Origin of the sequence: Sphingomonas jinjuensis (assembly GCF_014197105.1) — a bacterium.
Lineage (GTDB): Bacteria > Pseudomonadota > Alphaproteobacteria > Sphingomonadales > Sphingomonadaceae > Sphingomonas > Sphingomonas jinjuensis.
This window is the reverse complement of the sequence record NZ_JACIEV010000011.1, coordinates 26,102-51,039: the sequence shown is the minus strand read 5'-3', so window position 1 is coordinate 51,039 and position 24,938 is coordinate 26,102. Positions and strand designations below refer to the sequence as shown.

Below are 24,938 nucleotides of genomic sequence, written 5' to 3'. Positions count from 1 at the left end.
GAGCGGCGCCGGTCACTTCTGCGGCTTCTTGGCGAGGAAGCCCGACAGGCCGCCGATCAGCGACTTGCCCTGCTTCTTCTTGGGCTTGCCCGCTTCCATGGCGTCGCTCGCCGCGATCTGGCGGGCGAGGTCGACGAGCGCTGAGACCGTCTTCGAATTCTTGCCCGCTTCGGCCAGGGGCTTGCCCAGCTTGGCGGCCTGGGCGGCGAGCTTCTGGTCGAACGGAATGACGTGGTCGACCTTGCGCTCGATCGAGCTTTCAAAGTCCTTGCGGCTGATCTCGATCTGCGCGCCGGGATGCACGCGGTTGGCGATCAGCGTCGTCTGCGTCTGCGGCGCATTGGCGCGCAGCCACGACAGGATGCGGATTGTGTCGCGCGCCGCCGCCAGCGTCAGCTCGGTGACGACCACCGCCGTGTGGATGTCGCTCATCAGATGCGGATGCTGGACCAGCATCGGGCGCGGCAGATCGACGACGGTGCATTCGAACGCGGCGCGCATCTCCTCCTGCAGCTGGTAGAAGGCGGCGCCGTCGGTGACGAGCGGCTGGTTGATCGGCGCTTCGGCGGACAGCACCGCGAGCATCTCCGACGCCTTCACCATCGCACGCTCGATGAAGAGCCCGTCGATGCGGCTGGGGTTCTCGATCGCGTCGGTGAGACCGCGGCCAGGCTCCAGATCGAGGCACAGCGCGCCCGTCCCGAAGTGGACGTCGAGGTCGAGCAGCGCGGTCGAGCGCTTGTGGTGCGACGACAGGATCCAGGCGAGCGAGCTCGCCACCGTCGAGGCGCCGACGCCGCCGCGCGTACCGATCACCGCTACCGAGGTGTGCGGCTGTTCGGCGGCCGAGCTGTCGACCAGCTTGGGCGCGTTGATGATCGCCTGGGCATGGCCGAAGCTTTCGCGCAGCATGTCCGGGTGGATCGGCTTCAGCAGGTAATCCTGGATGCCGCTGGCGACGAGGTCGCGATAAAGGCGCACGTCGTTGACCTGGCCGGCGGCGATCACGATCGTCCCCGGCTCGCACACCTCGGCGAGCGAGTTGATGTCGGTCAGCGGGTCACCCGACTCCGCCAGGTCGACGAACAGGATCTGCGGGCTGGCCGCGACCGACAGCGACTGGACGGCGTTGCGCAGCCCACCCTTCTGCACCTGGTCGGGCGACCAGCTATATTCGGCGACGACCGCGCGCACCGCCTCGGCGGTGGTCTCGTCGCAGACGAAGGCGGCATAGGGGGCGCGGGTGGCCGCGCCCGGCTTCCACGGAGCGTTCATCTTACTTGCCTCCCGCCACGCCGGCCGCCTGGACCGCGGTTCCGCCACGCCCGGTCGGCGCGGCCTTGCGATATTCCTCGATCGCGCGACCGCGGATGACCGGGTCGAGATAGCCAACGCTCGAGCTGCCGTGGACGAGGTCGGTCGGGCGGGCGACCATGGCCGCCAGGTTGCTGTTCACCGAGCATCCCTGGTTCGACGAGGTGTTGCTGTCGAATTCGTTGCTGGCGTCGCGGCTCCAGTCGGGGCAGCCCGGCACGGTGGCGCGCGATCGCGAGACGACGACCCGCAGCGTGCCCGGCGTGACCGGCGCGCGGCTGACCGCGGGCGGCTCGCCGAGCAGCAGGCCGTATTCGCCGACGACGGCGGCGACCTGGCGCTCGGCACCCGTCGCGACGCGGTTGGGATCGTCGACCGACACGGTGTCGCCGAAGCCGAGGCGCATCGCGCCGAGCCAGCCGTTCAGTCGCTCGCTTTCACCATTGGCGAGCAGGCCGCCGCTGGTGGCGAGGTCGAGCGCGTAGTCGGCGCGGGTCACGACCGGCTGGTGGACCGACTCGAGGCCGCGGTTGCGCGTACCCATGCACCCGCCGAGCAGAAGCGCGGGGAGGGCCGCGGCGAGGATTAGCGAAGATTTCGTCATCGGGCGACGTCCTTGTCGGAAAGATCAGTTCGAGAAGCCGGGTGCGGGGCTGGCGGCCTTGCGCTTGTCGAGCCCACGCGCGTCGGCGCGGGGCGCCGGTGCGGGCATCAGCGGCGACGGCGTCGGTGCGACCGGGGCGACCGCGCCGGCGGTCGGCACCGGCGCGTCGCCGGCCATCGTCGGCACCGGGCGCTTGGCGCCGGTGGTGCCGCTGCCCAGCTCGCCCAGCAGCACGCGCTGCAGGTCGGTCGGCGCCTTGTAGCCGTCGGTCGGCAGGACGATGTCCGACGCGTTGTTCACCGGCTTCACCAGATAGGGGGTGATGACGATGACGAGTTCGGTTTCGTTGCGGATGAAGCCGTTCGACCGGAACAGCGCACCCAGGATCGGCAGGTTGCCGAGCCCCGGCGTCTTCTCGATCGAGTTGTTGTGCGAATTCGACAGCAGGCCCGAGATCATCATGCTCTGGCCCGAGCCGAGTTCGACCGTGGTTTCGGTGCGGCGGGTCAGCAGGCCGGGGATGCGGGTGCCGCCGAGCGTGACCGCGTTCGAATAGTCGAGCTGCGACACTTCGGGGCGGACGCGCAGCGAGATGCGGCCGTCGGCCAGCACGGTCGGCGTGTAGGCGAGGCCAATGCCGTACTGCTTGAATTCGACCGATACGGCGCCCAGCCCCTGCGAGATCGGGATCGGCAGCTCGCCGCCCGCCAAGAAGGTGCCGGTTTCACCTGAGATCGCGGTGAGGTTCGGGTTGGCGAGCGTCGTCACCTGGCCGATCGTCTCACCCAGATCGAGGGCGTTGATGACGTCGACGCCAAGCAGGCGGCCGGCAAGACCGATCGTTGCGCCCACCGCGCCCTTGCTGGGGAAGGTGAAGAGCTTGTTGCCGGGATAGGCGCCATTGGCGTCGACCGGGATCGCATTGCCAGCGGCATCGACCGGCGCGCCGTTGATGAAGCCCGCAGGCGGATTGCCCGGCACGGTGCTGATCGCGCCCTGGCGACCCTGAGCGATCCCAAACAGGAAACCGCCCGACGCGTCGCGCGTCGTCAGGTTGCTGTTGATGTTCTTGGCGAAGCCGCGGCTGACCTCGGCGATGCGGACCTGCAGGTTGACCTGGAGCGGGGTCGCCGTCTTCAGCCGCGAGAGCACCTTGGTGCCGTCGCCGACCATCGCCTGGACCAGCCGCTCGGCCTCCGCGCCGTCTTCGGGCGTGGCGACGGTGCCGGTGAGCAGGACGATGCCGTTGAGCGGCGTTGCGGTGACGTGCGCCTCGGGCATCGCCAGCGCCAGCATCGACTGGAGCGAGTCGAAGTTGTTGCCGACGCGGACCACTGACGAGAACACCACGGCGCCCGACTTGGTCGTGGCCGAGATCGTCGTCTCGCCGCCCTTCTTGCCGAACACGTAGAGCTGGGTGGGCGAGCGGACTTGGACGTCGGCGATCGAATCGTCGGCGATGAAGATGTCGCTCATCGGGCGGGCAAGGGTGACGAGCTTGCCGCGGCCGGTGGCGACCTGAACCACCGACGAGGCGGCGGGGGCGCGCATGGCGGCGGTGGCGGCGGCGGTGCCCGCGGTCTTCACCGACTGGGCGCCGACCGGGCTGCCGGCGGTCGCGGCGAGCGCGACGGCCAGCGACAGGCCGATGGCGGTGATGGGCGTGCGCATCTTAGTTCTTCCCCCCGACCGGAACGGCCGTCACGTTGCTGCCGCGCGCGACGCGCACGACGGGTCCTTGGATCGCCACGCCGGTGGCGGCGGCGCTGCCCATGGTGGCCATGCCCGGGCCGCCGCCCGCGACCTGGGTCTTGCCGGGCACCGTGCTGCGCTGGAAGCGCGAGACGTCGGCGCCGGTGGCGAAGGTGGCGGCGCGCTCCTGCGGGCTGCTGGCGAGCTGGCGCATCAGCGCCTTTTCGCCCTGCGCGTCGCCCGGTGCCTTCACCGCGCCCGAGGCGATCGCCTCTTCGAGTTCCGACGAGCTGTCGGCGAGCGGGCGGAGCGTCAGCGACAGGTTGCCGAGCGTCTGGCCGACGGCGATCTGCTCGGCCATCCGCGGCGTCGCTTCGAGCGTGACGCTGGAGAAGGTGCGGACCACGGTCTTGCCGTTCTCGTCGACCTGGTTGTCGGTACGCTGGTCGGTGGCGAGCACGCGCAGGTTGCGCAGGATCGTCTCCGACACCTTGAGCGGGGCGCCATCGCCGCCGCCCGACACCGACTGGGTCAGGACGAGGTCGATGCGATCGCCCGGAAAGACGAAGCCGGCGACGCCGTTCTGCGCGCTGACCGACACGGTGATGGCGCGCATCCCCGGCCCGAGCGCGGCGGCGAGGAAGCCGCGGTCGCCAGGCTTGACCAGCGCGCCCTGGGTGACGGGCTGGCCGGCGGTGATCGCGTTGCGGACCACGGTGCCCTGCAACGACTTCAGGTCGGTGCCGGCGCGCAGATAATAGGCGCCGTCGAGCAGCTCCTTGGGCCAGGGCTGAAACTTCAGCGCGGTGGCGTCGAGGATGGTGCCGACGGGCAGGGCGCGGGTGGCGACCAGCACTTCGGGGCCATCGACGGGCGGCGCGACCGGCAGGCCGGCGGCGGCCGCCTGCGGCGCGGCGGCGCCGACGATCAGCGTCCGGGCGAAGAAGGCGGTGAGTGCCGCGACGAACAAAGCGCCCACCAGCAGAACGAGCTTGCGACTATCCATGGGTCATCGGGCCTTTCGAAGCGCCGGTGGTTGATCCGGGCTTAAGCATCACGAGAATTGATTAAGGATCGGTTCGCGCAGGGAAATTAGCGCAGCGACGGCGATGGCGACGCCGTACGGCACCTCCATCGGCGGGGTGTCGTCGCGGCGGCGGGACCGCCACGCGTGCACCACCAGCATCGCCGCCGTCAGCACGCCGCCGCCAACCGACATGACGATCAGCAGCGACATGAACTGCCCGACCGGCATCCACAGCGAGAGGGCGACGATCATCTTGACGTCGCCGCCGCCCATCCAGCCGCGCGCGAACGCGAAGCCGAACAGCAGCAGCATCGCCGCCGCCAGCGCCAGCTGCCCGGCGACGTCGGGCGAGAGGCTGAGCCCGATCGACCACCAAAAGACCGGCGCCATCAGGGCGATGGCGGCGTTCTTCCAGTTCGCGATCTGGCGCGTGCGGATATCCTCGATCCCCGCCGAGACGACGAGCAGGGCGAGGATGCCGAGCAGGACGAGGGGAAGATGGGTCGTCATGTGGTAAACGACCTAGACGGAATGGCTTTCGAAACCGTAACCAAGGCATCGATATGGCTCGATCGGATCCCACAGGCGACGTGAGCGAGGCGCGCCGCCGTCTGCCGGACAGGGCGACGATTAGCCGCTGGACCACGCCCGACGGCTGGCCGCTGCGCCGGTTCGACTGGCCGGCGACCGGCACCCGCGGGCGGATCATGGTGCAAGGCGGGCGCGGCGATTTCATCGAGAAATATCTCGAGACGTTCGCGCATTTCCATGGCCTGGGCTGGCAGGTGACGGCGTTCGACTGGCGCGGGCAGGGCGGATCGGGGCGGCTGAGCCGCGACGCCAACGTCGGGCATGCGACCGACTTCGCGCCGTGGATCGCCGACCTCGCCGCGCTCTGGGCGCAATGGCGGGGCGAAGGCACGGGGCCGGCGGTGCTGCTGGGGCATTCGATGGGCGGCTATCTGGCGTTGCGGGCGATGGCGGAGGGCGCGGTGACGCCCGACGCGGCGATCCTCGTCGCGCCCATGCTGGGGCTGAAGGCGCCGATGGGCGCGCGATTCGGTGCGGCGATCGCGCGCTGGATGGCGGCGCGCGGCGATCCGGCGCGCGCGGCGTGGAAGACCAACGAGCGGCCCGGTGGGCTGGCGAATCGCGCGGCGCTGCTGACCGGCGACGCGGCGCGCTATGCCGACGAGCTGTGGTGGCACGATGCCGAGCCGACGCTGCGGCTGGGGCCGCCGAGCTGGAGCTGGCTGGCGCAGGCGTTTGCGGGCACGCTGGCGCTGGAGGCCGACCCGCGGCTGGCGACCCTCAGGGTGCCGACGCTGATGCTGGTTGCCGATCGCGACCGGCTGGTCGATGCGCGCGCCGCGATCCGCGTCGCCACACGCCTGCCCGATGCCGAGCTGGTCCGGTTCGGGCCCGAGTCGGCGCACGAAATCCTGCGCGAGCGCGACGCCGTGCGTGACCGCGCGTTCGCCGCGATCGACGCTTTCCTCGACGCCAAGGCGCCTGTCACCGAATGACGTACGACATCATCATCACCGGGGCCGGCATCGCCGGTGCCAGCCTAGCCGCCGAACTGGCACCGCATGCGCGCGTGCTGGTGCTGGAGGGCGAGGACGTCGCCGGCTATCACGCGACCGGGCGGTCCGCGGCCTTCTGGTCGGAAACCTATGGCGGGCCGGCGATCCAGCCGTTGACCTCGGTGTCGGGCGGGCCATTGCGCGACGGCGGCTTCCTGCAACCGCTGGGTTCACTCCATGTCGGGCGCGCGGAGGACGAGGCGAAGGCTGACGCCTTCGTCGCCTCGTTCGCGGGATCGGGGGTCGACCTTCACCGCGTTGATCCGGCGGCCGAGGTGCCGGGCCTGCGATCGGACTGGACGGTGGGCGTCGCCGAGCCGAGCTGCGCGTACATCGATGTCGCCGGGCTCCACGCCGACTGTATCGCGCGGGCGAAGCGGGCGGGGGCGGAGTTTCGCACCGGCGCCGAGGTGCAGCGGGGCGAGCGGCGCGACGGGCAGTGGCAGGTCGAGACGGCGGCGGGGCGCTTTGCGGCGCCGGTGTTGGTCGATGCGGCAGGCGCCTGGGCCGATCCGGTGGCGAGCCGCTGCGGGGTACGGCCGCTGGGGATCCAGCCCTATCGCCGCACGCTCGTGCAGCTGCGGATCGATCCGCCGGTGCCCGAGACGGTGCCGCACGTCGCCGACATCAACGGGCGCTTCTATTTCAAGCCCGAGGCGGGCGGGAAGCTGTGGCTGAGCCCGCACGACGAGACGCCGACCGATCCGTGCGATGCTGCGCCCGAGGAGCTGGACGTCGCGATCGCGATCGATCGGCTGGAGCAGGTGGTCGACTGGCGGATCGCGGCGGTCGAGCGGCGCTGGGCCGGCCTGCGCAGTTTCGCACCCGATCGGCTGCCGGTGTACGGCTTCGACGCGCGCGCGCCGGGGTTCTTCTGGTTCGCGGGGCAGGGTGGGTTCGGCATCCAGACCGCGCCGGCGGCGGCGCTGCTGGGCGCGGCGGTGATCCTGGGGACCGAGCCGCCGGCGACGCTGGACCCGGCAAATTATACGCCGGCGCGGTTCGGGTAGTATCTCGATCCTCCCCCGCCAGGGGGAGGTGGCACGCCGCAGGCGTGACGGAGGGGGAGGACGGCCAACGGCCTCTGTGGCTTACCTCCCCCTCCGTCGGCTTCGCCGCCACCTCCCCCTGGCGGGGGAGGATTACGTAAGGCTTACGACAGCCTGCGCGCCAGTTCCTTGTTCACCCCAAGCGCGATCAGCGTGCCGAGCGCGCCCGACAGCAGATAGCCGCCCGCCGCCAGCAGGCCGAAGTTGCTCGCGAGGATCAGCGCCACCAGCGGCGCGAAGCCGGCGCCGACCAGCCAGGCGAGGTCCGACGTCAGCGCTGCGCCGGTGTATCGGCGAGCGGTGGCGAAGTTGGCGGCGACGGCGCCCGACGACTGGCCGAACGCGATGCCGAGCAGGATGAAGCCGGCGACCATGAACACGATCTCACCCGTCGCGCCGCCGTTGAGCAGTTGCGGCGCGAAGCCGCTGAACGCCGCGATGCCCGCCGCTGAGGCACCGAGCAGGTAACGGCGGCCGATGCGGTCGGCGAGATAGCCCGACGCGACGACCGAGGCGGTGCCGACGACGCCGCCGATGATCTCGATCCCCAGGAAGCGCGCCGCGCCCTCCTGCGTGAACAGCACGACCCACGACAGCGGGAAGACGGTGACCATGTGGAACAGCGCGAAGCTGGCCAGCGGGGCGAAGGCGCCGATGACGATATTGCGCCAGTCGCTGCGCACCGTGTCGATGACGCGCGACGGCTCCAGCTCCTTGGTCTCGAACAGCGCGGTATATTCGGGCGTCGACACCATCCGCAGCCGCGCGAACAGCGCGACGACGTTGATCGCGAAGGCGACGAAGAACGGGTAGCGCCAGCCCCAGCTGAGGAAATCGGCATCGGACAGCGTGGTGACGAAGAAGGCGAACAGCGCGCTGGCGACGATCAGGCCGAGCGGGGCGCCGAGCTGCGGGATCATCGCGTACCAGCCGCGCTTGTTCTCGGGCGCGTTGAGCGCGAGCAGCGACGACAGGCCGTCCCACTGGCCGCCGAGCGCGATCCCCTGGCCGATGCGGAAGACGGCGAGCAGGATCGCCGACCAGACGCCGATCGTCTCGTACCCCGGCAGGAACGCGACCGCGGCGGTCGATCCGCCGAGCAGGAACAGCGCGATCGTCAGCTTGGTGCCGCGCCCCAGCGAGGCGTCGATGCCGAGGAACACCAGCGACCCGATCGGCCGCGCGACGAAGGCGAGCGCGAAGATCGCGAAGGAATAGAAGGTGCCGGTCAGCTGGTCGACATAGGGGAACACCAGCCGCGGGAACACGAGCACCGAGGCGATCGCGTAGACGAAGAAGTCGAAGAACTCTGACGTGCGACCGATGACGACGCCGATCGCGATCTCGCCGGGGGCGACGTGGCCATGGTCGCGCCGCGTGTTGATCGCGCGGGCGTCTCGCTCGGCCGTATGGGATGCAGTCTGCGCGGTCATGGGCCTCGTCCTGTCGACCGACATGCCGGTCTTATTGTGCGCCTCATGCCCGATGATGCCCGACCTGCGCGATTGGACAAAATGTCCAATGTCGCAGTGCAGCATCGAGGCGTAGCGCCCGATCCATGGCTCGTCCGCTAACCCTCTTGCGCAGCGCCGCGGTGCTGCCGCTGGCCCTGCTCGCCGGCTGCGACATGGTGGTCATGAACCCCATGGGCGACGTCGCGCTTCAACAGCGCAACCTCGTCATCTTCGCCACCGCCCTGATGCTGCTGATCGTGATCCCGGTGATCGCGCTGGTCGGCATCTTCGCGTGGAAGTACCGCGCGAGCAACCAGGACGCGGCCTATGATCCCGACTGGGACCATTCGACCGCGCTGGAGCTGGTGATCTGGTCGGCACCGCTGCTGATCGTGATCTGCCTTGGCGCCGTGACGTGGACGGGCACCCACCTGCTCGATCCCTATCGCCCGATCGAGCGGATCGCCAAACACCGGCCGGTCGCGTCCGGCGTCAAGCCGCTCGAAGTGCAGGTCGTCGCGCTCGATTGGAAGTGGCTGTTCATCTACCCGGAATATGGCTTCGCGACGGTCAACGAACTGGCAGCGCCGGTTGACAGGCCGATCCGGTTCCGCCTGACCTCGTCGAGCGTGATGAACGCGTTCTACGTGCCGACGCTGGCGGGCATGATCTACACGATGCCGTCGATGGAGACGAAGCTTCACGCCGTCATCAACAAGCAGGGCGATTACGCAGGCTTCTCGGCCAACTACAGCGGCGCCGGCTTCTCGGGCATGCGCTTCCGCTTCTACGGCATGGACGACCGCGGCTTCGCCGACTGGGTCGCCCGCAACAAGGCCGGGCAGGGGGCGCTGAACCGAGCGACCTATCTGCAGCTGGAGAAGCCGAGCGAGAAGGTGCCGGTGATGCGCTTCGCGTCGGCCGATCCGGGTCTGTTCGATGCCGTCGTCAACCAGTGCGTGCGACCCGGCACGACGTGCATGAACCAGATGATGCGCCGCGACGCGGGCGATCCCGCGGCGATGAAGACGATGCCGGGCATGGCCGCGAAACCGCAGCCGCATTCGCCGCTGACCGGCGGCGACGCGGGCGAGGCGCCGCCCAAAAATCCTCGCGACATCCAGCAGCGCAGCAACGCGTCCCCGTCCAACCCGACGACCATGTGATCGGCACGACCATGCAGACAGTCACTTCCCCCGCCCTCAGCCCGATTTTCGGGCGCTTCACGATCGAATCGCTGCCGCTGCACGAACCGATCGTCGTCGGCACCTTCGCGATGGTCGCGTTCGGCGGCGTCGTGCTGCTGGCGGTGATCACCAAGTTCAAGCTGTGGGGCTATCTTTGGACCGAATGGTTCACGTCGGTCGACCACAAGAAGATCGGGATCATGTACATGATCCTGGGCATCGTCATGCTGCTGCGCGGCTTTTCCGACGCGATCATGATGCGGCTTCAGCAGGCGATGGCGTTCGGCGGATCCGAAGGATATCTGAACGCGCACCACTATGACCAGGTGTTCACCGCACACGGCGTCATCATGATCTTCTTCGTCGCGATGCCGATCGTGACCGGGCTGATGAATTACATCGTCCCGCTGCAGATCGGCGCGCGCGACGTGTCGTTCCCGTTCCTCAACAACTTCAGCTTCTGGATGACCGCCGGTGGCGCCGTCATCATCATGATGAGCCTGTTCGTCGGCGAGTTTGCGCAGACCGGCTGGCTGGCGATGCCGCCGCTGTCGGGGATCGCGGCGAGCCCGGGGGTCGGCGTCGACTATTATATCTGGGCGCTGCAGGTGGCGGGCGTCGGCACCTTGCTGTCGGGGGTCAATCTGATCGCGACGATCGTCAAGATGCGCGCGCCGGGCATGACGATGATGAAGATGCCGGTCTTCTGCTGGACCGCGCTGTGCACCAACGTGCTGATCGTCGCCGCCTTCCCGGTGCTGACCGCGGTGCTCGCGCTACTCAGCCTCGACCGCTACGTCGACACCGCCTTCTTCACGAACACGCTCGGCGGCAACCCGATGATGTACGTGAACCTGATCTGGATCTGGGGCCACCCCGAGGTGTACATCCTGATCCTGCCGATGTTCGGCGTGTTCAGCGAAGTCGTCTCGACCTTCTCGGGCAAGCGCCTGTTCGGCTATACGTCGATGATCTACGCGACGCTGGTCATCACCATCCTGGCGTACCTGGTCTGGCTGCACCACTTCTTCACGATGGGGTCGGGCGCCAGCGTCAACAGCTTCTTCGGTATCACGACGATGATCATCTCGATCCCGACGGGCGCCAAGATCTTCAACTGGCTGTTCACCATGTATCGCGGCCGGGTCCGCTTCGAGCTGCCGATGATGTGGGCGATCGCGTTCATGATTACCTTCACGCTGGGTGGGATGACGGGCGTGCTGCTGGCGGTGCCGCCGGCGGACTTCGTTCTCCACAACTCGCTGTTCCTGGTGGCGCATTTCCACAACGTCATTATCGGCGGGGTGCTGTTCGGCGCGTTCGCAGCGATCAACTACTGGTGGCCCAAGGCGTTCGGCTTCAAGCTCGATACGGTGTGGGGCAAGCGGTCGTTCTGGCTGTGGGTGTCGGGCTTCTACTTCGCCTTCATGCCGCTCTACGTGCTCGGCCTGATGGGCGTGACGCGTCGCCTGCGCACCTTCGACGATCCGTCGTTCCAGATCTGGTTCATCATCGCAGGCTTCGGCGCGCTCCTGATCGCGCTCGGTATCGCCGCGATGCTGATCCAGTTCGCGGTGAGCATCCGCGACCGCGAGAAGCTGCGTGACGTCACCGGCGATCCATGGAACGGACGCACGCTGGAATGGGCCACCTCGTCGCCGCCGCCCGACTATAACTTCGCGTTCACCCCGGTCGTCCACGACAACGACGCCTGGGCGGACATGAAGCTGCGCGGGTACGAGCGTCCGGTCACCGGCTATCGCGACATTCACATGCCCAGCAACACCGGCGCCGGCGTGATCCTGGCGGGGCTGAGCGTCGGCATCGGCGTCGGCATGATCTGGTACGTCTGGTGGCTGGTGGCGGTGTCGTTCTTCGCGCTGGTCGCGGTCGCGATCGGCCACAGCTTCAACTATGCGCGCGATTTCCACATCCCGGCGGCGACCGTCACCGTCACCGAGGAAAAGCGCACCGCCGCCCTTGCCGGAGCCGCCCTGTGAGCCAGCCCGCCGCCTATACCATCGACGACTTCCACCTGGCGGAAGAGCCGCATCATCCGGAGGGGTCGAGCACCATGCTCGGCTTCTGGATCTACCTGATGAGCGACTGCCTGATCTTCGCGATGCTGTTCGCGACGTACGGCGTCCTCGGCACTAGCTATGCCGGCGGGCCGACCCCGCGCGAGCTGTTCGACCTGCCGCTGGTCGCGGTGAACACGGCGATGCTGCTGTTCTCGTCGATCACCTACGGCTTCGCGATGCTGGCGATGGTCGACGGCAAGAAGGGCGCCACGCAGGCGTGGCTGCTGGTCACCGCGGTGTTCGGCCTCGCCTTCCTTGGCATCGAGCTCTACGAGTTCAACCACCTGATCCACGAGGGCGCCGGCCCCTGGACCAGCGCGTTCCTATCGTCGTTCTTCACGCTGGTCGGCACCCACGGGCTTCACGTCACCTTCGGCATCGTCTGGCTGGTGACGCTGGTGGTGCAGGTGCAGAAGCGCGGGCTGATTCCGGCCAACCGCCGGCGGCTGATGTGCCTCAGCCTGTTCTGGCACTTCCTCGACGTCATCTGGATCGGCGTCTTCACCTTCGTCTATCTGATGGGCATGCTGCGATGAGCGCTCCGACCGACCACGGCCACGGCCACCACGACGATCACGGGCATCACGACGAGGGCGCCCACGGATCGCGCAAGGAATATTGGATCGGCTTCCTGCTGTCGGTCGTGATGACCGCCATCCCGTTCTGGCTGGTCATGACCCAGCCGATCGGCAAGCAGGCGATCGCGATGACCATCATGCTGTTCGCCGCGGCGCAGATGATCGTCCACATGATCTTCTTCCTCCACATGAACCGAAAGGCGGAAGGGGGCTGGTCGATCATGGCGCTGATCTTCACCGTGGTGATCGTGGTGATCGCGCTGTCGGGATCGCTGTGGGTGATGTACCACATGAACGAGAACATGATGCCGACGATGGACATGAGCCAGATGGGATGAAGCGCGCCGGACTCGCCGTCGCCTGGATCGCGCTGATCCTCGCGCTTGTCGCGCTGGGCGCGTGGCAGGTCCAGCGGCTGGCGTGGAAGCGCGCGCTGATCGCGCAGGTCGACGGACGGCTGGCCGCCGGACCGGTGGCGGCGCCGGCCACGGCCGGATCCGACGACGCCTATCGACGCGTCGTCGCGACGGGGACGTACCGGCCCGGTGCCGATACATTGGTGCAGGCATCGACGATCCGCGGCCCCGGTTGGTGGGTGCTGACCCCGCTCGACGGGACGACTGTCGGCACCATCCTGGTCAACCGCGGCTATGTGGCGAAGCGCGCCGCGCCGCCGCCACCCGCCGGCCTGACCCGTGTTACCGGCCTGCTGCGGCTGACGGAGCCCAAGGGCGGTTTCCTGCGCAGCAACGATCCCGGCGCCGATCGCTGGTATTCGCGTGACGTCGCGGCGATCGCCGCCAAGCGCGGGCTGCGGCGTACCGCACCCTATTTTATCGACGCCGCCGAGACCACGCCCGGCGGGCCGATCGGCGGGCTGACCATCGTCAGCTTTCCCAACAACCATCTGGTCTATGCGATCACCTGGTTCGTGCTCGCCGGCATGGCGGCGGCTGGCTTCGTCTATTGGTTGAGGATAGCGCGGCGGGCGTGACCAACGTCCGTCCCCCCTGGCTGCCGATCGGCGAGGTCGCCGGCCACGACAACATGCTGCTGCTGGTCCAGCTGCGCTGGCTGGCGGTGGCGGGGCAGCTGGTGACGATCCTGCTGACCCAGCTGGCGTTCGACATCCACCTGCCGATGGTGGCGATGCTGGGCGTGCTCGGCGCGCTGGTGATGCTGAACGGCGTCAGCCTGATCCTGCTGCGCAGCGGGGGGCGCATCACCAACGAGGTATTGTCCGGCGCGCTGCTGCTCGATGTCGCGGCGCTGTCGGCGCAGTTGTATCTCAGCGGCGGCGCGACCAATCCGTTCGTGTCGCTGTTCCTGCTTCAGGTCGTCTTGGGATCGGTGCTGCTCGATCGCTGGTCGAGCTGGATGCTGGTGGTGGTGACGACGCTCGCCTTCGCGCTGCTGACGCGCTTCTATCAGCCGATCACGCTGCCGCCGTCGATCATGCTCAGCCTGTTCGCGCTGCACATCCAGGGAATGTGGGTGTGCTTCGCGCTGGTCGCGGTGCTGCTGGTGATGTTCGTCACGCGGATCAACGCCAATCTGCGCGAGCAGGACCGCCGGTTCGCCGACATTCGCCGCCAGGCGGTGGAGGAGGAGCATATCGTTCGCATCGGCCTGCTCGCGTCGGGCGCGGCGCACGAGCTGGGAACGCCGCTCGCCTCGCTGTCGGTGATCCTGGGCGACTGGAAGCGGATGCCCGCAATCACGCGCGACCCCGAGCTGCTGCGCGATGTGGAGGACATGCAGGCCGAGGTGATGCGCTGCAAGGCGATCGTCACCGGCATCCTGATGTCGTCGGGTGATCCGCGCGGCGAAGCGTCGACGCAGACGAGCGTGCGCGTGCTGTTCGATCGCATCGTCGCCGACTGGGCCGCGGCGCGCGATCGGAACGTCCGCTACGCCGATGCATTCGGCGAGGATGTGCGCATCGCTTCCGACGTCGTCCTGCAACAGGCGGTCGTCAACCTGCTCGACAATGCCGCCGAGGCCGCGGCGTCGGCGATCGACGTGACGCTGGCGCGCGACGGCGACGCGCTGACGCTGACGGTCGGCGACGACGGTCGCGGCTTCGCGGCCGAGCAGCTGGAAAAGCTGGGCAAGCCGTACAACAGCAGCAAGGCGGAGCAGGGCCACGGCCTGGGGCTGTTCCTGGTCAGCAATGTGACGCGCCAGCTGGGTGGCACGCTGTCGGTGACCAACCGCAACCGGGGGGCGGCGGTGACGATTCGCCTGCCGCTCGACACGATCAGGACGGGCGACGATGGCCGATAAGCCGCTGCTGCTGATCGTCGAGGACGATCCGGTCTTCGCGCGGACGCTGCAACGCTCGTTCGAGCGGCGCGGTTACGGCGTCGAGGTGGCGGCGGGGCCCGCGGAGATGGATGTGCTGATCGCCGCGCAGACGCCGACGCATGCGGTGGTCGACCTGAAGCTGGGGGTGGCGTCGGGGCTGACCTGCGTCGAGACGCTCCACGCGCATGATCCAGCGACGATCATCGTCGTGCTGACGGGTTATGCCAGCATCGCCACCGCGGTGCAGGCGATCAAGCTTGGCGCGACATCCTACCTCGCCAAACCCGCCAATACCGACGAGATCGAGCGCGCGTTCGGCATGACCGCGGGCGACGCCGAGGTGCCAATCGACGGCCGCCAGACCTCGATCAAGACGATCGAATGGGAACGCATCAACGAGGTGCTGTCGGAGACGGGATTCAACATCTCCGAAACCGCACGTCGGCTGGGCATGCACCGCCGCACGCTGGCGCGAAAGCTGGAGAAGCGGCGGATCAACTGACGGTCAGCCGCGGCGGTTGCGCCCCCGCGTCATCGGATCGGGCTTGGCGGGCGGGGTCCAGCCTGCGGGGCGCTCGACCTGCTGGCGGCTGGTGCCGAGGCCCATCGCGCCTGGCTGCTGGCGGGTCAGGCCGGAGGGATCGGCGGCGGCGGCGTCCCGCTCCGTCGCGCCGCCGCGGATCAGGTTGATCCGGTCGCGCAGTCGCGACGCCAGCTCGAAATCGAGCGCCGCGGCGGCGGCCTCCATCTGCTGGCGAAGGTTTTCGATCGTTTCGGGCATCATCCCGCCAACGCGCGGCTAGGCGGCGTCGTTCAATATCCCTTCGATCGCGTCGCCGGTCAGCCCGAACGTCGCCGCCAGCGCCGCGAGCGAGGCGCCGCGCCGGGCGAGGAGGCGGATACGGTCCTCGTCGACGACGACCGAATAGCCGGTGGTGTCGCGCTGCTCGCGGACGACATCCTTGCGGCCGGATCCGCGCTGGCGGCTGGCGGCGGCGGCGTGGGGGTCCTTTTCGGCGAGCGCGGCCAGTTCGGTGCGGCGTGCCTCGCGCTGCTGCTCACGCTCGACCGCCGCTGCCTCGCGCGCGGCGGCGCGAGCATCGATCCGCGTCAACAGCCCCTCGGCGCCGCCCGACGCCCGGCGGGCCGGCGGCGTCGTGCTCGGCAATCCCCAACTCTTGTCCGCCATGCTTGCCCTCCCTCGCCCTAGGCGGGGAGCGGTTAGCGCCGACGCGCCAGGTTCGCCAGTGGCCGAGGCCGCACGAAAACATACATGGATTGCTACCGCCGCGATGCGCTAGGCGCGCCGGCGAAAGGGATGGCGATGGCGGACGACGACTATGTGTACGACGAGGCGACCGGCGAATGGGTGCCTGCGAGCGATCTGGCGGCCCGCGCCGAGGCCGCGGATGTCGTCGAGGTGCGCGACGCGGTCGGCAATCTGCTGGCCGACGGCGACCAGGTGACGCTGATCAAGGACCTGGAGGTCAAGGGCGCCGGCCAGACGCTGAAGCGCGGCACGCTGATCAAGTCGATCCGCCTGACCGGCGACGCGCAGGAGATCGACTGCCGCTTCGACGGGATCAAGGGACTGGTGCTGCGCGCCGAGTTCGTGCGGAAGCGCTGATGGCGCGGCCCAAGCCGGCGTTGCCCGATGCCGCCGCAATCCTGGCGCTGGCGGATGGCGAGGGGCGGCTGGCGGTACGGGTGTCGCCCAGCGCCTCGGCGGATGCGATCCTGTTGCCCGATGGGGACGGCGTGCTCGCGGTCCGCATCACCGCGCCGCCGGTCGATGGCGCCGCCAACGAGGCGGTGCTGAGGCTGGTGGCGACGGCGCTCGATCGGCCGGTGTCGCGGTTGGCGCTGATCCGCGGTGCGACGGGGCGCAACAAGATGATCCAGCTGATCGACTGATCGACCGCCCGCCGACGTCACGCCTGGGCCAGCGACGAGTCGATGACCCGGCCGATGTCGATCAGCGCCTCGGACATCTGCCGCGACAAATCGCGTACCTCTTCGGCGACCGCCGCAAAGCCGCGACCCTCGTCGCCGAGGCGGGCGGCCTCGATGCTGGCGTTGAAGGCGACGATGCGGTTGCGCGACGAGATGCGCGCGACGGTATCGACCATCATTCCCGCACGTCGCGTGATTTCCGCACGTTTCTCGCTTTCCGCCGTCAGCCGGCGTTCGGACGTGACGTCGGCGAAGGTCAGGACGACGGTGTCGTCGGCGGCGGGGTTGAAGGTGATTTCAAAGACCTTGCCGTCGTCGAAGTGGTGATCGAACGTGCGTGCATGGCCTGCCCGCGCCCAGCTGCGGTGATTGGCAAGGATGCCGGCGATCCGTTCGGGCGGCCAGCCGGTGAACCGCCCCACACAGGCGAGATAGTCGGCGAGCGTCGAGCCAATTGTGATCGCCTCCGCCGGAAAGCCGAAGATGCGGCTGACATGCGCATTGATCACGCAGATCGTCTCGTCGCGATCATAGACGACGATGCCGTGGCGCAGATGCTCCATGACGGTGGCAAGCTGCCAAGCGGCATCCAGGGGTAGGGGCTTCGCTGCGGTCATTTGTAACCCACGTTATGCAAGCCGGCATTAAATCTTACTTAATTTCGATGTGATGAACGGAAATCCTCGCCGACGCGACAAAAAGCTATTCCATGTCAAAGACATATTGGCTGCCCTGCGCATGATTCAGATAGTGCCGATCGCTAAGACCCTGCTGGCGGGTAGACGCATTTTCCTGGCGCAGAGCGATGCCGTCGTCGCGACGCGGACGGTTGCGGCGATCACCGGCGCCGGGGGCGCGGTATCGGGTCCTTATGCGACCGCCGCCGAAGGGCTGGCGGGCTTCGCCAGCCTGGGGCGGACCGCCGATGCGGCGGTCGTCGACCTGCAGCTTCGCGACGCCGGCGCCTGTCGCATCGCCGACGTGCTGCGTCGGTCTGGCGTTCCGATCGTCTTCCTGCGCAACGGAAGTGCCGAGGTGCCAGCGCGGTTTCGCACCTGCCCCGTGCTGACGAGGCCGACGACCGACCATCAGCTGGTGCAGACCCTCGCCCGTCTGCTCGATCCCGCGGCGATGATCGTCGAGGCCCGCGCCTCCGCCTGAGCGAACGTCACGGCTCTCGCGATTGCGTGGGATGTGCTATCCGCTCGCGCTGACGAGGATTTTACGGGCGGGACGATCGATGGTGGCTGAACGGGCCGAAGACGCGAAGATCGGCATAAACGGTCTGGACGACATATTGGGCGGTGGCCTCGAACGCGGTCGAACCTATCTGCTCGAAGGTGCGCCCGGCGCCGGCAAGACGACGATCGCGATGCAGTTCCTGATGCAGGGCGCGGCGGCCGATGAAAGCTGCCTCTACGTCACGCTGTCGGAGACCGAGGACGAATTGCTCGCAACCGCGCGATCGCACGGTTGGGACATGAGCGGCATCGAAATCTACGAACTCGTGCCGCCCGAAAACCTGCTCGACGAGGACCAGCAGCAAAGCCTGCTCTATTCCTCCGACCTCGAGTTGGGCGAGACGACGCGACGCATCTTCGAGGCGTTCGAACGGATCAAGCCGAGACGGGTGGTCCTCGACAGCCTGTCGGAAATCCGGCTGCTTGCGCAGAGCTCGCTTCGTTATCGCCGCCAGGTTCTGGCGCTGAAGCATTATTTCTCGCGCAGCGGCGTCACCGTCCTGATGCTCGACGATCTGACGTCGGACGTGAACGACAAGACGGTGCATTCGATCGCGCACGGGGTGGTTCGGCTCGACGAGCTGGCGCCCGAATATGGCGGCGATCGGCGGCGCCTGCGCGTGACCAAGTATCGCGGACGCCGGTTCCGCGGCGGCTATCACGACTTCGCGATCGAAACCGGCGGCGTCCGCGTCTTTCCGCGGCTGGTGTCGGCCGAGCATCGCCACCCGTTCGACCGCGACATGTTGACGACCGATTCGGCGGAGCTGAACGGCCTGCTGGGCGGCGGTGTCGACCGCGGGTCGAGCCTTCTGGTGCTGGGGCCGGCGGGCACGGGTAAGTCGATCCTTGCGCTGACCTTCGTCAAGACCGCGGTCGAGCGTGGTGAGACGGCGGCGATGTTCGTCTTCGACGAAGAGGTCGGCATGCTGATCCAGCGTTCGCTGGGGCTTGGCATCGACCTTCAGGCGATGGTCGACAGCAAGAAGCTGGTGCTCGAACAGATCGACGCGGCTGAACTGACGCCGGGCGAATTTTCCGAGCGGGTGCGCCAGTGCGTCGAGGTCGCGGGCGCGCGTACCGTCGTCGTCGACAGCCTCAACGGCTATCAGGCATCGATGCCCGGCGAGCAGGCACTGATCCTGCACATGCACGAATTGCTGCAATATCTGAACCGGCGGGGGGCGACCACGATCCTGACGGTGGCGCAGCATGGGTTGGTCGGCGACATGCGATCGCCGGTCGACGTTACCTATTTGGCCGACACGGTGATCCTGCTGCGCTATTTCGAGGCGGCCGGACGCGTCCGCCGGGCAATATCGGTGGTCAAGAAGCGAATGGGCTTTCACGAGGATACGATCCGCGAGTACCAGATCGGTGGGCGCGGCATGACGCTTGGCGAGCCACTGACCAAATTCCAGGGCGTGTTGCGCGGTGTGCCGACGCTGGTCGGCGACGCCGTCCTGTTGAAGCGCGAATCGGCCTGACGTGAAGCGGTCGACAGTCTCCGAGCGCGCGCTGGTGCTCGCGCCGCGCGGCCGCGACGCCGCCGTTGCGACCGCGATGATGGTCGAGGCGGGGATCGAGGCGACCGCCTGCGCATCGCTGTCGGATCTGATCCGGCGGCTCGACGAGGGCGCCGCGTTCGTCGTCGTGACCGAGGAGGCGATCGCGACCGCCAATCTGGCGCCGCTGTCGGCGTGGCTCGGCGACCAGGAGGAATGGTCCGACCTGCCGTTCGTGCTGCTGACGACGCGCGGCGGCGGGCTGGAACGCAACCCGGCGGCGGCGCGGCATCTCGACGTGCTGGGCAACGTCACGTTTCTGGAGCGGCCGTTCCACCCGACGACGCTCATCAGCCTTGCCCGGTCGGCGCTTCGCGGTCGCCGCCGCCAATATGAGGCGCGGGCGCGGTTGCTGGCGCTCCGCAGCAGCGAGCAACGCTTCCGCACGCTGTTCGACACGATGGACGAGGGCTTCTGCGTCATCCGCTTCATCGATGGCGAGCATGGCCCGCTGAGCGATTACGTCCACGTCCAGGCCAATGCCGCGCTGGAACGCCATGCAGGCATGGTCGATGTGGTCGGCAAGACCGCGCGCGAGCTGGTGCCCGACGAAGCGGACGATTGGATCGCGATCTGTCGCCAGGTGCTGGTGACCGGCGAGGCGGCGCGGTTCGAGCGCGAGTTGGAAGCGACGGGCCGCATCCTGGCGCTGTCGGCGTTTCGCGTCGAGGGAACCGGGCATCCCGAGGTGGCCGTCGTCTTTCAGGACATGACCGACCGCAAGCGCGCCGAGATCGAGCTGCGCGAACTCAACGATACGCTCGAGGGCCGGATCGCCGATGCGGTGGCGGAGCGGGAAGCGGCGGCGGCACAGCTGGTCGAGGCGCAGAAGCTGGAGACACTGGGCCAGCTGACCGGCGGCGTCGCCCACGACGTCAATAACCTGCTGACGCCGATCACCGGCGCGCTCGACCTGCTCCAGCATAAATATGCCGCCGACGATCCGCGCGCGGCGCGCTGGATCGACGGCGCGCTGCAATCGGCGGAGCGGGCGCGGCTGCTGGTCAGCCGGCTGCTCGGCTTCGCCCGGCGCCAGGCGCTGGAGACGCGTGCCGTCGACGTCGCGGCGCTGCTCGACGGGATGCGCGATCTGGTGGCGAGCTCGATCGGCGCTGGCATCGAGCTGCGCGTCCAGCCCGCGGCGACGCTGCCGCCGGCGGTCGCCGATCCCAACCAGCTCGAACTCGCGCTGCTCAACCTGTGCGTCAACGCGCGCGACGCGATGCCCGATGGCGGGTCGATCAGCATCGCGGCCGATCGGGTGGTCGTTGGCCCCGACGAGCATGCGGGGCTGGCCGCGGGCATCTATGTCCGACTGTCGGTGGTCGATACCGGCGTCGGCATGGACAAGACGACGCTCGCGCGGGCGATCGAGCCATTCTATTCGACCAAGGACGTCGGCAAGGGCACCGGCCTAGGCCTGTCGATGGTCCACGGGCTGGCGGCGCAGATGGGCGGTGCGTTCGTGCTGGACAGCGTCGTCGGCAAGGGCACGCGAGCCGACCTGTACCTGCCGGTCTCCGCCGACGCCGCGCCGACGACGGCGCGGACGACGCGCGAGGTGAAGGTCAGCCGGCCGCTCGCGATCTTGCTGGTCGACGACGAGCAGCTGGTGCGCGACGGGACCGCGGAAATGCTGCGCAACATGGGGCACAGCGTGACCGCCGAGGACAGCGCCAAGCGCGGCTTGGCACGCCTGGAGGCGGGCGAGCATTTCGATGCGATCGTGACCGATTACATGATGCCGGGGATGAACGGCGCGCAGCTTGCCGCCGCCGTCCAGCGGCACACGCCCGACCTGCCGGTGCTGGTCATCACCGGCTATGCCGGCGGCGATCTGGAGATCGGCCTGCCGCATCTGTCGAAGCCCTTTCGCCGTGCCGACCTGGCGGCGGCGCTCGAGCGGCTGATCGGCGAGGCGAGCAACGTCGTCGTCTTTCGCCAGCGCTGAGGTGGCGGCCGGTATCAGCGATGCCGGCTTCCCAAATCGCGCATCGCTTCCCATCTTGCGGCGATGAGTGACGACCTGAACCGCCTGGGCCTGCTCGACGACGAGGACATCGAGCTGGACGAGGCAGCGCTGGTACTGGCGTGCCTCGATCACCCGGAGGCCGACCCGACCGGCTATTGGGACGAGCTGGATGCGATCGAGGCGCGGCTTGATGCGATCGGCGCCGATGCCGAGACCGCGGTCGAGCGGGCCGATGCGCTCGCCGAGGTGCTGGCGGGCGAATATGGCTTCGGCGGCGATGCCAAGACCTATGACGATCCCGCCAACGCCGACCTGATCCGCGTCATCGACCGGCGTCGCGGGCTGCCGGTCAGCCTGTCGATCCTGTGGGTGGCGCTGGCGCGGCGGCTGGGCTGGAGTGCCGACATCCTCGACGTGCCCGGCCATGTCCTGGTGCTGATCGGGCGCGAAGCCGCGCCGGTGATCGTCGACCCGTTTGCGGGCGGTGCGCGGGTCAGTGCCGAGCGGCTCGGCGCACTGGTCGAGGCGGCGGCGGCGAACGGGCCGGCGGTGACCCATGTCGCGGCGATGCCCAATCGCGCCGTCCTGGTCCGCCTGCTCCAGAACCAGGCGTCGCGCGCCGAGGCGGCGGGCAAGGGGCGCCGCGCGCTCGACCTGTACACGCGCATGACGGTGGTCGCCCCCGACTATGCCCATGGCTGGTGGGAGCGGGCGCGGCTGGAGCTGGTCGACGGCGAGGTCGCGGCGGGGCGCGCCAGCCTGGGCGCGATCCTGGAGATCACGCGGGATACGGTGTTGCGCCAGCGCGTGACCCAGTTGTTGGCGGCGTTGTCGTCAGACTGACCGCGCGCGCCGGACGTGGCGGCGCGACAGCGTGGCGATGTCGGCGATGCCGGCCAGCGCCAGGTCGCGCGCGATCTCGTCGGTCAGCAGCGTCAGCGCGCGGTCGACGCCCGCCTCGCCGCCCGCAGCCAGGCCATAGAGGTATGGGCGACCGATCGAGCAGGCGGTCGCCCCCAGCGCCAGCGCCTTGACGACATCGGTGCCGCGACGGATGCCGCCGTCGCAGATGACGTCGGGCGCAGCGCCGAGGGCATCGCGCACGGCGGCGATCTGGTCCACCGGGGCGGCGGCGCCGTCGAGCTGGCGCCCGCCGTGGTTGGAGATCATCACCCCGGTGGCGCCCGACGCGATCGATCGCCGGGCATCGTCGGGCGTCATCACGCCCTTGATCGCGAGCGGCCCGCCCCACTCGCGCGCCAGCCACTCGACGTCGCGCCAACAGACCGAGCGGTCGAACTGGCCGCCGATGTAGTCGAACAGGCTCATCGGCCCGCCCGCCAGCACGTCGAGCTTGTGGCTGACGTTGGCGAGGTCGAACTTCGATCCGCCGAGCGCGGGCAGCGACCAGGCCGGGTGCGCGGCGAAGCTGAGCAGCGAGCGCAGCGTCAGCCGTGGCGGCAGCGACAGGCCGCTGACCCGATCGCGCTCGCGATTGCCCGCCACCGGCGTGTCGACGGTCAACGCCAGGCCGTGGAAGCCGGCATCGCGGCACCGGGCGACGAATTCGGCGGTCAGCCCGCGATCCTTGAAGATGTAGATCTGGAATATCTTGGGACCGGCATGGGCATGGGCGAGGTCTTCCAGACGGGTCGTCCCCATCGTCGACAGGGCATAGACCAGGCCGTGCCGTGCCGCCGCCCTCGCCACGGCAAGCTCGGCATCGGCATGGAACATCCGCGTCAGGCCGGTCGGCGACAGCATCAGCGGCCATTGCGACGGCTGGCCGAAGATCGTCGTCGCGGTGCGGATCGACGACACGTCGCTGAGGACGTCGGGCAGCAGCTCGTAATCGGAAAACGCCGCGGCATTCCGGCGCAGCGACCATTCGTCGTCGGCGCCGCCGTCGATATAGTCGAAGATCGGCCCGGGCAGCCGCCGGCGCGCCAGCCGGCGCAGGTCGGCGATGTTGTTGGCGCGGTCCAGTCCCCTCACGTCGTGGCGCGACCGTCAGGGCAGGACGGTGAACAGCAACGGCTGCTGATCGCCGACGTGGTCGAGCAGCTGGCCGAGCAGCGGTGCGGGCGTCAGGACGAAGGCATCGGCGTCGAGCCGGTGGACACCGTCGACACGGATCAGGAAATCGGCGGCGAGGTCGGCATCGACATTCCCCGCGACCCAGGTCGTCCCGCCAGCGATCCACGATCGCACCTGACCCGGCGCGGTGAAGGCTGGGCCTGCGATTAGGGAAAAACCCTGCTGGCCCGGTAGCGCCTGGTTGCCGTCCATCAGCGACAGGTCGATGCGGTCGCCATTCGCGAAATCGAGGATTCGATCGGCGGTCGCGGCGGTGGTCCCGCTGTCGCTCGCCGAGACGAAGACGAAGCGGTCGGCGCCGCCGCCACCCCGCATCACGTCGCGGCCGCCGCCACCGACGATCGCGTCGTCGCCCGCCATCCCCGTCAGGACGTCACCGGCGCCGCTGCCGACGACGGTCAGGTCGAGCGTGCCCGGCGGGCCGTAGTGGGGATCGCGCGGATCGGCGAGGCCCGAGACGAAGCCGCTCGCCAGATCGGTCTCGATCGCCGCCTGCTCGCTGGCCGACAGCCATCCCGGCAGGCCGAGCCCGTCGACATAGGTCGTCGGCCAATGCGCCGCGACGGGGTTCAGCGCGGCGCCGGCGCCTTCGAGCCCGGTAAAGGCCGGCAGCAGATAGGCGACGCCGACGCGATCGGTGCCGCCGTTCGACAGCGTCGGGTCGTTGCGCGCGCTATAGCCCGTGAAGAAGGCGTCGAGCGTGTGTGGATCGAGCCCATAATGGGTTTCCGCATGGACGCCCCAGTTGGGCACGCCGAAGCCGGTGAAGTCCGCGCGCGCTGCGACCGCCGCCTGGCCATGCGCCGCGATCGCCTCGGCCGCGACGACCTGGCTGTATCCGGCGCCCAGCGAATGGCCGGTGACGTGCAGCGTCGCGCCGGCGTAGCGCGGATCGCTCCACAGCGTTTCGAACAGCGCGGCGGAGCGAAGCGCTTCGGGACTGATGATGCCGGCGCCGATCAGATTGCCCTGAACGAAATCGCTCGCACCCTCGGCCCCTGCGAAGGCGAGGACCACGTCGGTCACGCGCCCGGCGGCGTCGCGCTTCTCGACGATGCCGCCGAAGAACAGGCCGTCGTCCGACCGCTCGATCCGCGCCTCGCCCCAGCCGCCGCGCAGCAGGATCGGCGGCGCCGACGCCTCCTTGTTCAGCAGCTGCCACGCCGCGCCGAAATAGACGAGCTCCTGCAGTGTCGTCGACATGCATCTCTCCCCGGCCGCCGCGTCTGCG

General features: G+C 68.8%; 26 protein-coding genes. 15 read left to right on the top strand and 11 right to left on the bottom strand.

What is annotated here, in order from left to right; all coding sequences use genetic code 11:
* Nucleotides 1-12: 12 nt before the first annotated feature.
* Genes GGQ80_RS16175 through GGQ80_RS16155 form a run of 5 tightly spaced genes read right to left on the bottom strand, consistent with a single transcriptional unit; the run spans nucleotide 13 to nucleotide 5,147 of the window.
* Nucleotides 13-1,275 (bottom strand): CpaE/TadZ family protein, encoded by a 1,263-nt coding sequence (locus GGQ80_RS16175; protein WP_183986759.1) that lies wholly within the window; start codon nucleotides 1,273-1,275, stop codon nucleotides 13-15.
* 1 nt (nucleotide 1,276) lies between these two features.
* On the bottom strand, nucleotides 1,277-1,918 hold the full coding sequence (locus tag GGQ80_RS16170) for a CpaD family pilus assembly lipoprotein (RefSeq protein WP_183986757.1): 642 nt from the start codon (nucleotides 1,916-1,918) through the stop codon (nucleotides 1,277-1,279).
* A 24-nt stretch (nucleotides 1,919-1,942) separates the two neighbouring features.
* Nucleotides 1,943-3,589, bottom strand: a complete 1,647-nt coding sequence (locus tag GGQ80_RS16165) for a type II and III secretion system protein family protein (protein WP_183986755.1) — start codon at nucleotides 3,587-3,589, stop codon at nucleotides 1,943-1,945.
* A gap of 1 nt (nucleotide 3,590) precedes the next feature.
* The gene (gene cpaB, locus GGQ80_RS16160) at nucleotides 3,591-4,616 is read right to left on the bottom strand and encodes a Flp pilus assembly protein CpaB (RefSeq protein WP_183986754.1); all 1,026 of its coding nucleotides are present in this window, start codon (nucleotides 4,614-4,616) and stop codon (nucleotides 3,591-3,593) included.
* A 48-nt stretch (nucleotides 4,617-4,664) separates the two neighbouring features.
* Nucleotides 4,665-5,147: an A24 family peptidase gene (locus GGQ80_RS16155; RefSeq protein WP_183986752.1), complete on the bottom strand. Its 483-nt coding sequence runs from the start codon at nucleotides 5,145-5,147 to the stop codon at nucleotides 4,665-4,667.
* Nucleotides 5,148-5,200: 53 nt separating this feature from the next.
* Here GGQ80_RS16155 and GGQ80_RS16150 point away from each other — a divergent pair, with 53 nt between their 5' ends.
* Together GGQ80_RS16150 and GGQ80_RS16145 are read left to right on the top strand one after the other, a co-directional pair.
* Nucleotides 5,201-6,163 (top strand): alpha/beta fold hydrolase, encoded by a 963-nt coding sequence (locus GGQ80_RS16150; protein ID WP_183986750.1) that lies wholly within the window; start codon nucleotides 5,201-5,203, stop codon nucleotides 6,161-6,163.
* Complete coding sequence (locus GGQ80_RS16145; RefSeq protein ID WP_183986748.1) at nucleotides 6,160-7,233, top strand: NAD(P)/FAD-dependent oxidoreductase; 1,074 nt, start codon at nucleotides 6,160-6,162, stop codon at nucleotides 7,231-7,233. Before GGQ80_RS16150 ends, GGQ80_RS16145 begins: the two co-directional genes overlap by 4 nt.
* 143 nt (nucleotides 7,234-7,376) lie before the next feature.
* Here the strand turns inward: GGQ80_RS16145 and GGQ80_RS16140 are convergent, their stop codons facing one another.
* Nucleotides 7,377-8,705 (bottom strand): MFS transporter, encoded by a 1,329-nt coding sequence (locus GGQ80_RS16140; RefSeq protein WP_183986747.1) that lies wholly within the window; start codon nucleotides 8,703-8,705, stop codon nucleotides 7,377-7,379.
* 125 nt (nucleotides 8,706-8,830) lie between these two features.
* On the opposite strand from GGQ80_RS16140, the gene cyoA reads away from it, so the two are divergent.
* The 7 genes from cyoA (at nucleotide 8,831) to GGQ80_RS16105 (ending at nucleotide 15,381) form a co-directional block, all read left to right on the top strand.
* The gene (gene cyoA / locus GGQ80_RS16135) at nucleotides 8,831-9,892 is read left to right on the top strand and encodes a ubiquinol oxidase subunit II (RefSeq protein ID WP_183986745.1); all 1,062 of its coding nucleotides are present in this window, start codon (nucleotides 8,831-8,833) and stop codon (nucleotides 9,890-9,892) included.
* Between the two features lie 11 nt (nucleotides 9,893-9,903).
* Nucleotides 9,904-11,913 carry a cytochrome o ubiquinol oxidase subunit I gene (gene cyoB / locus GGQ80_RS16130; RefSeq protein ID WP_183986743.1) on the top strand — a complete coding sequence of 670 codons (2,010 nt, stop codon included), beginning with the start codon at nucleotides 9,904-9,906 and terminating at the stop codon, nucleotides 11,911-11,913.
* A gap of 74 nt (nucleotides 11,914-11,987) precedes the next feature.
* On the top strand, nucleotides 11,988-12,530 hold the full coding sequence (gene cyoC, locus GGQ80_RS16125; RefSeq protein ID WP_183986932.1) for a cytochrome o ubiquinol oxidase subunit III: 543 nt from the start codon (nucleotides 11,988-11,990) through the stop codon (nucleotides 12,528-12,530).
* Complete coding sequence (gene cyoD, locus GGQ80_RS16120) at nucleotides 12,527-12,910, top strand: cytochrome o ubiquinol oxidase subunit IV (RefSeq protein WP_183986742.1); 384 nt, start codon at nucleotides 12,527-12,529, stop codon at nucleotides 12,908-12,910. The genes cyoC and cyoD overlap by 4 nt, the downstream gene beginning before the upstream one ends.
* Nucleotides 12,907-13,566 (top strand): SURF1 family protein, encoded by a 660-nt coding sequence (locus GGQ80_RS16115; RefSeq protein ID WP_183986739.1) that lies wholly within the window; start codon nucleotides 12,907-12,909, stop codon nucleotides 13,564-13,566. The genes cyoD and GGQ80_RS16115 overlap by 4 nt, the downstream gene beginning before the upstream one ends.
* Before the next feature lie 53 nt (nucleotides 13,567-13,619).
* Nucleotides 13,620-14,858, top strand: coding sequence for an ATP-binding protein (locus tag GGQ80_RS16110; protein ID WP_183986930.1), 1,239 nt, complete (start codon nucleotides 13,620-13,622; stop codon nucleotides 14,856-14,858).
* A complete protein-coding gene (locus GGQ80_RS16105) occupies nucleotides 14,848-15,381 on the top strand; it encodes a response regulator transcription factor (RefSeq protein ID WP_183986737.1) in 534 nt (177 codons plus the stop codon). Before GGQ80_RS16110 ends, GGQ80_RS16105 begins: the two co-directional genes overlap by 11 nt.
* Nucleotides 15,382-15,384: 3 nt before the next feature.
* On the opposite strand, the gene GGQ80_RS16100 is transcribed toward GGQ80_RS16105, so the two are convergent.
* On the bottom strand, nucleotides 15,385-15,660 hold the full coding sequence (locus GGQ80_RS16100) for a UvrB/UvrC motif-containing protein (protein WP_183986735.1): 276 nt from the start codon (nucleotides 15,658-15,660) through the stop codon (nucleotides 15,385-15,387).
* Nucleotides 15,661-15,678: 18 nt separating this feature from the next.
* Nucleotides 15,679-16,068 carry a hypothetical protein gene (locus GGQ80_RS16095; protein ID WP_183986733.1) on the bottom strand — a complete coding sequence of 130 codons (390 nt, stop codon included), beginning with the start codon at nucleotides 16,066-16,068 and terminating at the stop codon, nucleotides 15,679-15,681.
* Nucleotides 16,069-16,203: 135 nt separating this feature from the next.
* Between GGQ80_RS16095 and GGQ80_RS16090 the strand changes: the two genes are divergently transcribed.
* The gene (locus GGQ80_RS16090) at nucleotides 16,204-16,506 is read left to right on the top strand and encodes an alkylphosphonate utilization protein (RefSeq protein WP_183986927.1); all 303 of its coding nucleotides are present in this window, start codon (nucleotides 16,204-16,206) and stop codon (nucleotides 16,504-16,506) included.
* Nucleotides 16,506-16,793 (top strand): DUF167 domain-containing protein, encoded by a 288-nt coding sequence (locus GGQ80_RS16085; RefSeq protein ID WP_183986731.1) that lies wholly within the window; start codon nucleotides 16,506-16,508, stop codon nucleotides 16,791-16,793. The genes GGQ80_RS16090 and GGQ80_RS16085 overlap by 1 nt, the downstream gene beginning before the upstream one ends.
* A 17-nt stretch (nucleotides 16,794-16,810) precedes the next feature.
* Here the strand turns inward: GGQ80_RS16085 and GGQ80_RS16080 are convergent, their stop codons facing one another.
* Nucleotides 16,811-17,449: a PAS-domain containing protein gene (locus tag GGQ80_RS16080; RefSeq protein WP_183986729.1), complete on the bottom strand. Its 639-nt coding sequence runs from the start codon at nucleotides 17,447-17,449 to the stop codon at nucleotides 16,811-16,813.
* A gap of 121 nt (nucleotides 17,450-17,570) precedes the next feature.
* Here GGQ80_RS16080 and GGQ80_RS16075 point away from each other — a divergent pair, with 121 nt between their 5' ends.
* From GGQ80_RS16075 to GGQ80_RS16060, 4 genes are all read left to right on the top strand, one after another.
* Nucleotides 17,571-17,993, top strand: coding sequence for a response regulator (locus tag GGQ80_RS16075; protein WP_183986727.1), 423 nt, complete (start codon nucleotides 17,571-17,573; stop codon nucleotides 17,991-17,993).
* A 79-nt stretch (nucleotides 17,994-18,072) separates the two neighbouring features.
* The gene (locus tag GGQ80_RS16070) at nucleotides 18,073-19,560 is read left to right on the top strand and encodes an ATPase domain-containing protein (protein ID WP_183986725.1); all 1,488 of its coding nucleotides are present in this window, start codon (nucleotides 18,073-18,075) and stop codon (nucleotides 19,558-19,560) included.
* Between the two features lies 1 nt (nucleotide 19,561).
* Nucleotides 19,562-21,589, top strand: coding sequence for a hybrid sensor histidine kinase/response regulator (locus GGQ80_RS16065; protein ID WP_343051077.1), 2,028 nt, complete (start codon nucleotides 19,562-19,564; stop codon nucleotides 21,587-21,589).
* A gap of 63 nt (nucleotides 21,590-21,652) precedes the next feature.
* Entirely contained in the window at nucleotides 21,653-22,453 is an 801-nt protein-coding gene (locus GGQ80_RS16060) for a SirB1 family protein (RefSeq protein WP_183986723.1), read from the top strand.
* Here GGQ80_RS16060 and GGQ80_RS16055 read toward each other — a convergent pair.
* Together GGQ80_RS16055 and GGQ80_RS16050 are read right to left on the bottom strand one after the other, a co-directional pair.
* Nucleotides 22,445-23,605, bottom strand: coding sequence for an alpha-hydroxy-acid oxidizing protein (locus GGQ80_RS16055; protein WP_183986721.1), 1,161 nt, complete (start codon nucleotides 23,603-23,605; stop codon nucleotides 22,445-22,447). The two genes, GGQ80_RS16060 and GGQ80_RS16055, sit on opposite strands and share 9 nt — an antisense overlap.
* A 15-nt stretch (nucleotides 23,606-23,620) precedes the next feature.
* Nucleotides 23,621-24,910, bottom strand: a complete 1,290-nt coding sequence (locus GGQ80_RS16050; protein WP_183986719.1) for a M10 family metallopeptidase C-terminal domain-containing protein — start codon at nucleotides 24,908-24,910, stop codon at nucleotides 23,621-23,623.
* Nucleotides 24,911-24,938: the final 28 nt, after the last annotated feature.

Coding starts and splice junctions, on each gene's coding strand:
- GGQ80_RS16080 (WP_183986729.1), bottom strand. CDS start 17,449: ATGACCGCAGCGAAGCCCCTACCCCTGGATGCCGCTTGGCAGCTTGCC.
- cyoB (WP_183986743.1), top strand. CDS start 9,904: ATGCAGACAGTCACTTCCCCCGCCCTCAGCCCGATTTTCGGGCGCTTC.
- GGQ80_RS16075 (WP_183986727.1), top strand. CDS start 17,571: ATGATTCAGATAGTGCCGATCGCTAAGACCCTGCTGGCGGGTAGACGC.
- GGQ80_RS16140 (WP_183986747.1), bottom strand. CDS start 8,705: ATGACCGCGCAGACTGCATCCCATACGGCCGAGCGAGACGCCCGCGCG.
- GGQ80_RS16110 (WP_183986930.1), top strand. CDS start 13,620: ATGCTGCTGCTGGTCCAGCTGCGCTGGCTGGCGGTGGCGGGGCAGCTG.
- GGQ80_RS16105 (WP_183986737.1), top strand. CDS start 14,848: ATGGCCGATAAGCCGCTGCTGCTGATCGTCGAGGACGATCCGGTCTTC.
- GGQ80_RS16150 (WP_183986750.1), top strand. CDS start 5,201: ATGGCTCGATCGGATCCCACAGGCGACGTGAGCGAGGCGCGCCGCCGT.
- GGQ80_RS16095 (WP_183986733.1), bottom strand. CDS start 16,068: ATGGCGGACAAGAGTTGGGGATTGCCGAGCACGACGCCGCCGGCCCGC.
- cyoC (WP_183986932.1), top strand. CDS start 11,988: ATGCTCGGCTTCTGGATCTACCTGATGAGCGACTGCCTGATCTTCGCG.
- GGQ80_RS16085 (WP_183986731.1), top strand. CDS start 16,506: ATGGCGCGGCCCAAGCCGGCGTTGCCCGATGCCGCCGCAATCCTGGCG.
- GGQ80_RS16070 (WP_183986725.1), top strand. CDS start 18,073: ATGGTGGCTGAACGGGCCGAAGACGCGAAGATCGGCATAAACGGTCTG.
- GGQ80_RS16100 (WP_183986735.1), bottom strand. CDS start 15,660: ATGCCCGAAACGATCGAAAACCTTCGCCAGCAGATGGAGGCCGCCGCC.
- GGQ80_RS16175 (WP_183986759.1), bottom strand. CDS start 1,275: ATGAACGCTCCGTGGAAGCCGGGCGCGGCCACCCGCGCCCCCTATGCC.
- GGQ80_RS16165 (WP_183986755.1), bottom strand. CDS start 3,589: ATGCGCACGCCCATCACCGCCATCGGCCTGTCGCTGGCCGTCGCGCTC.
- GGQ80_RS16050 (WP_183986719.1), bottom strand. CDS start 24,910: ATGTCGACGACACTGCAGGAGCTCGTCTATTTCGGCGCGGCGTGGCAG.
- GGQ80_RS16060 (WP_183986723.1), top strand. CDS start 21,653: ATGAGTGACGACCTGAACCGCCTGGGCCTGCTCGACGACGAGGACATC.
- GGQ80_RS16090 (WP_183986927.1), top strand. CDS start 16,204: ATGGCGGACGACGACTATGTGTACGACGAGGCGACCGGCGAATGGGTG.
- GGQ80_RS16170 (WP_183986757.1), bottom strand. CDS start 1,918: ATGACGAAATCTTCGCTAATCCTCGCCGCGGCCCTCCCCGCGCTTCTG.
- cyoD (WP_183986742.1), top strand. CDS start 12,527: ATGAGCGCTCCGACCGACCACGGCCACGGCCACCACGACGATCACGGG.
- GGQ80_RS16115 (WP_183986739.1), top strand. CDS start 12,907: ATGAAGCGCGCCGGACTCGCCGTCGCCTGGATCGCGCTGATCCTCGCG.
- cyoA (WP_183986745.1), top strand. CDS start 8,831: ATGGCTCGTCCGCTAACCCTCTTGCGCAGCGCCGCGGTGCTGCCGCTG.
- cpaB (WP_183986754.1), bottom strand. CDS start 4,616: ATGGATAGTCGCAAGCTCGTTCTGCTGGTGGGCGCTTTGTTCGTCGCG.
- GGQ80_RS16145 (WP_183986748.1), top strand. CDS start 6,160: ATGACGTACGACATCATCATCACCGGGGCCGGCATCGCCGGTGCCAGC.
- GGQ80_RS16155 (WP_183986752.1), bottom strand. CDS start 5,147: ATGACGACCCATCTTCCCCTCGTCCTGCTCGGCATCCTCGCCCTGCTC.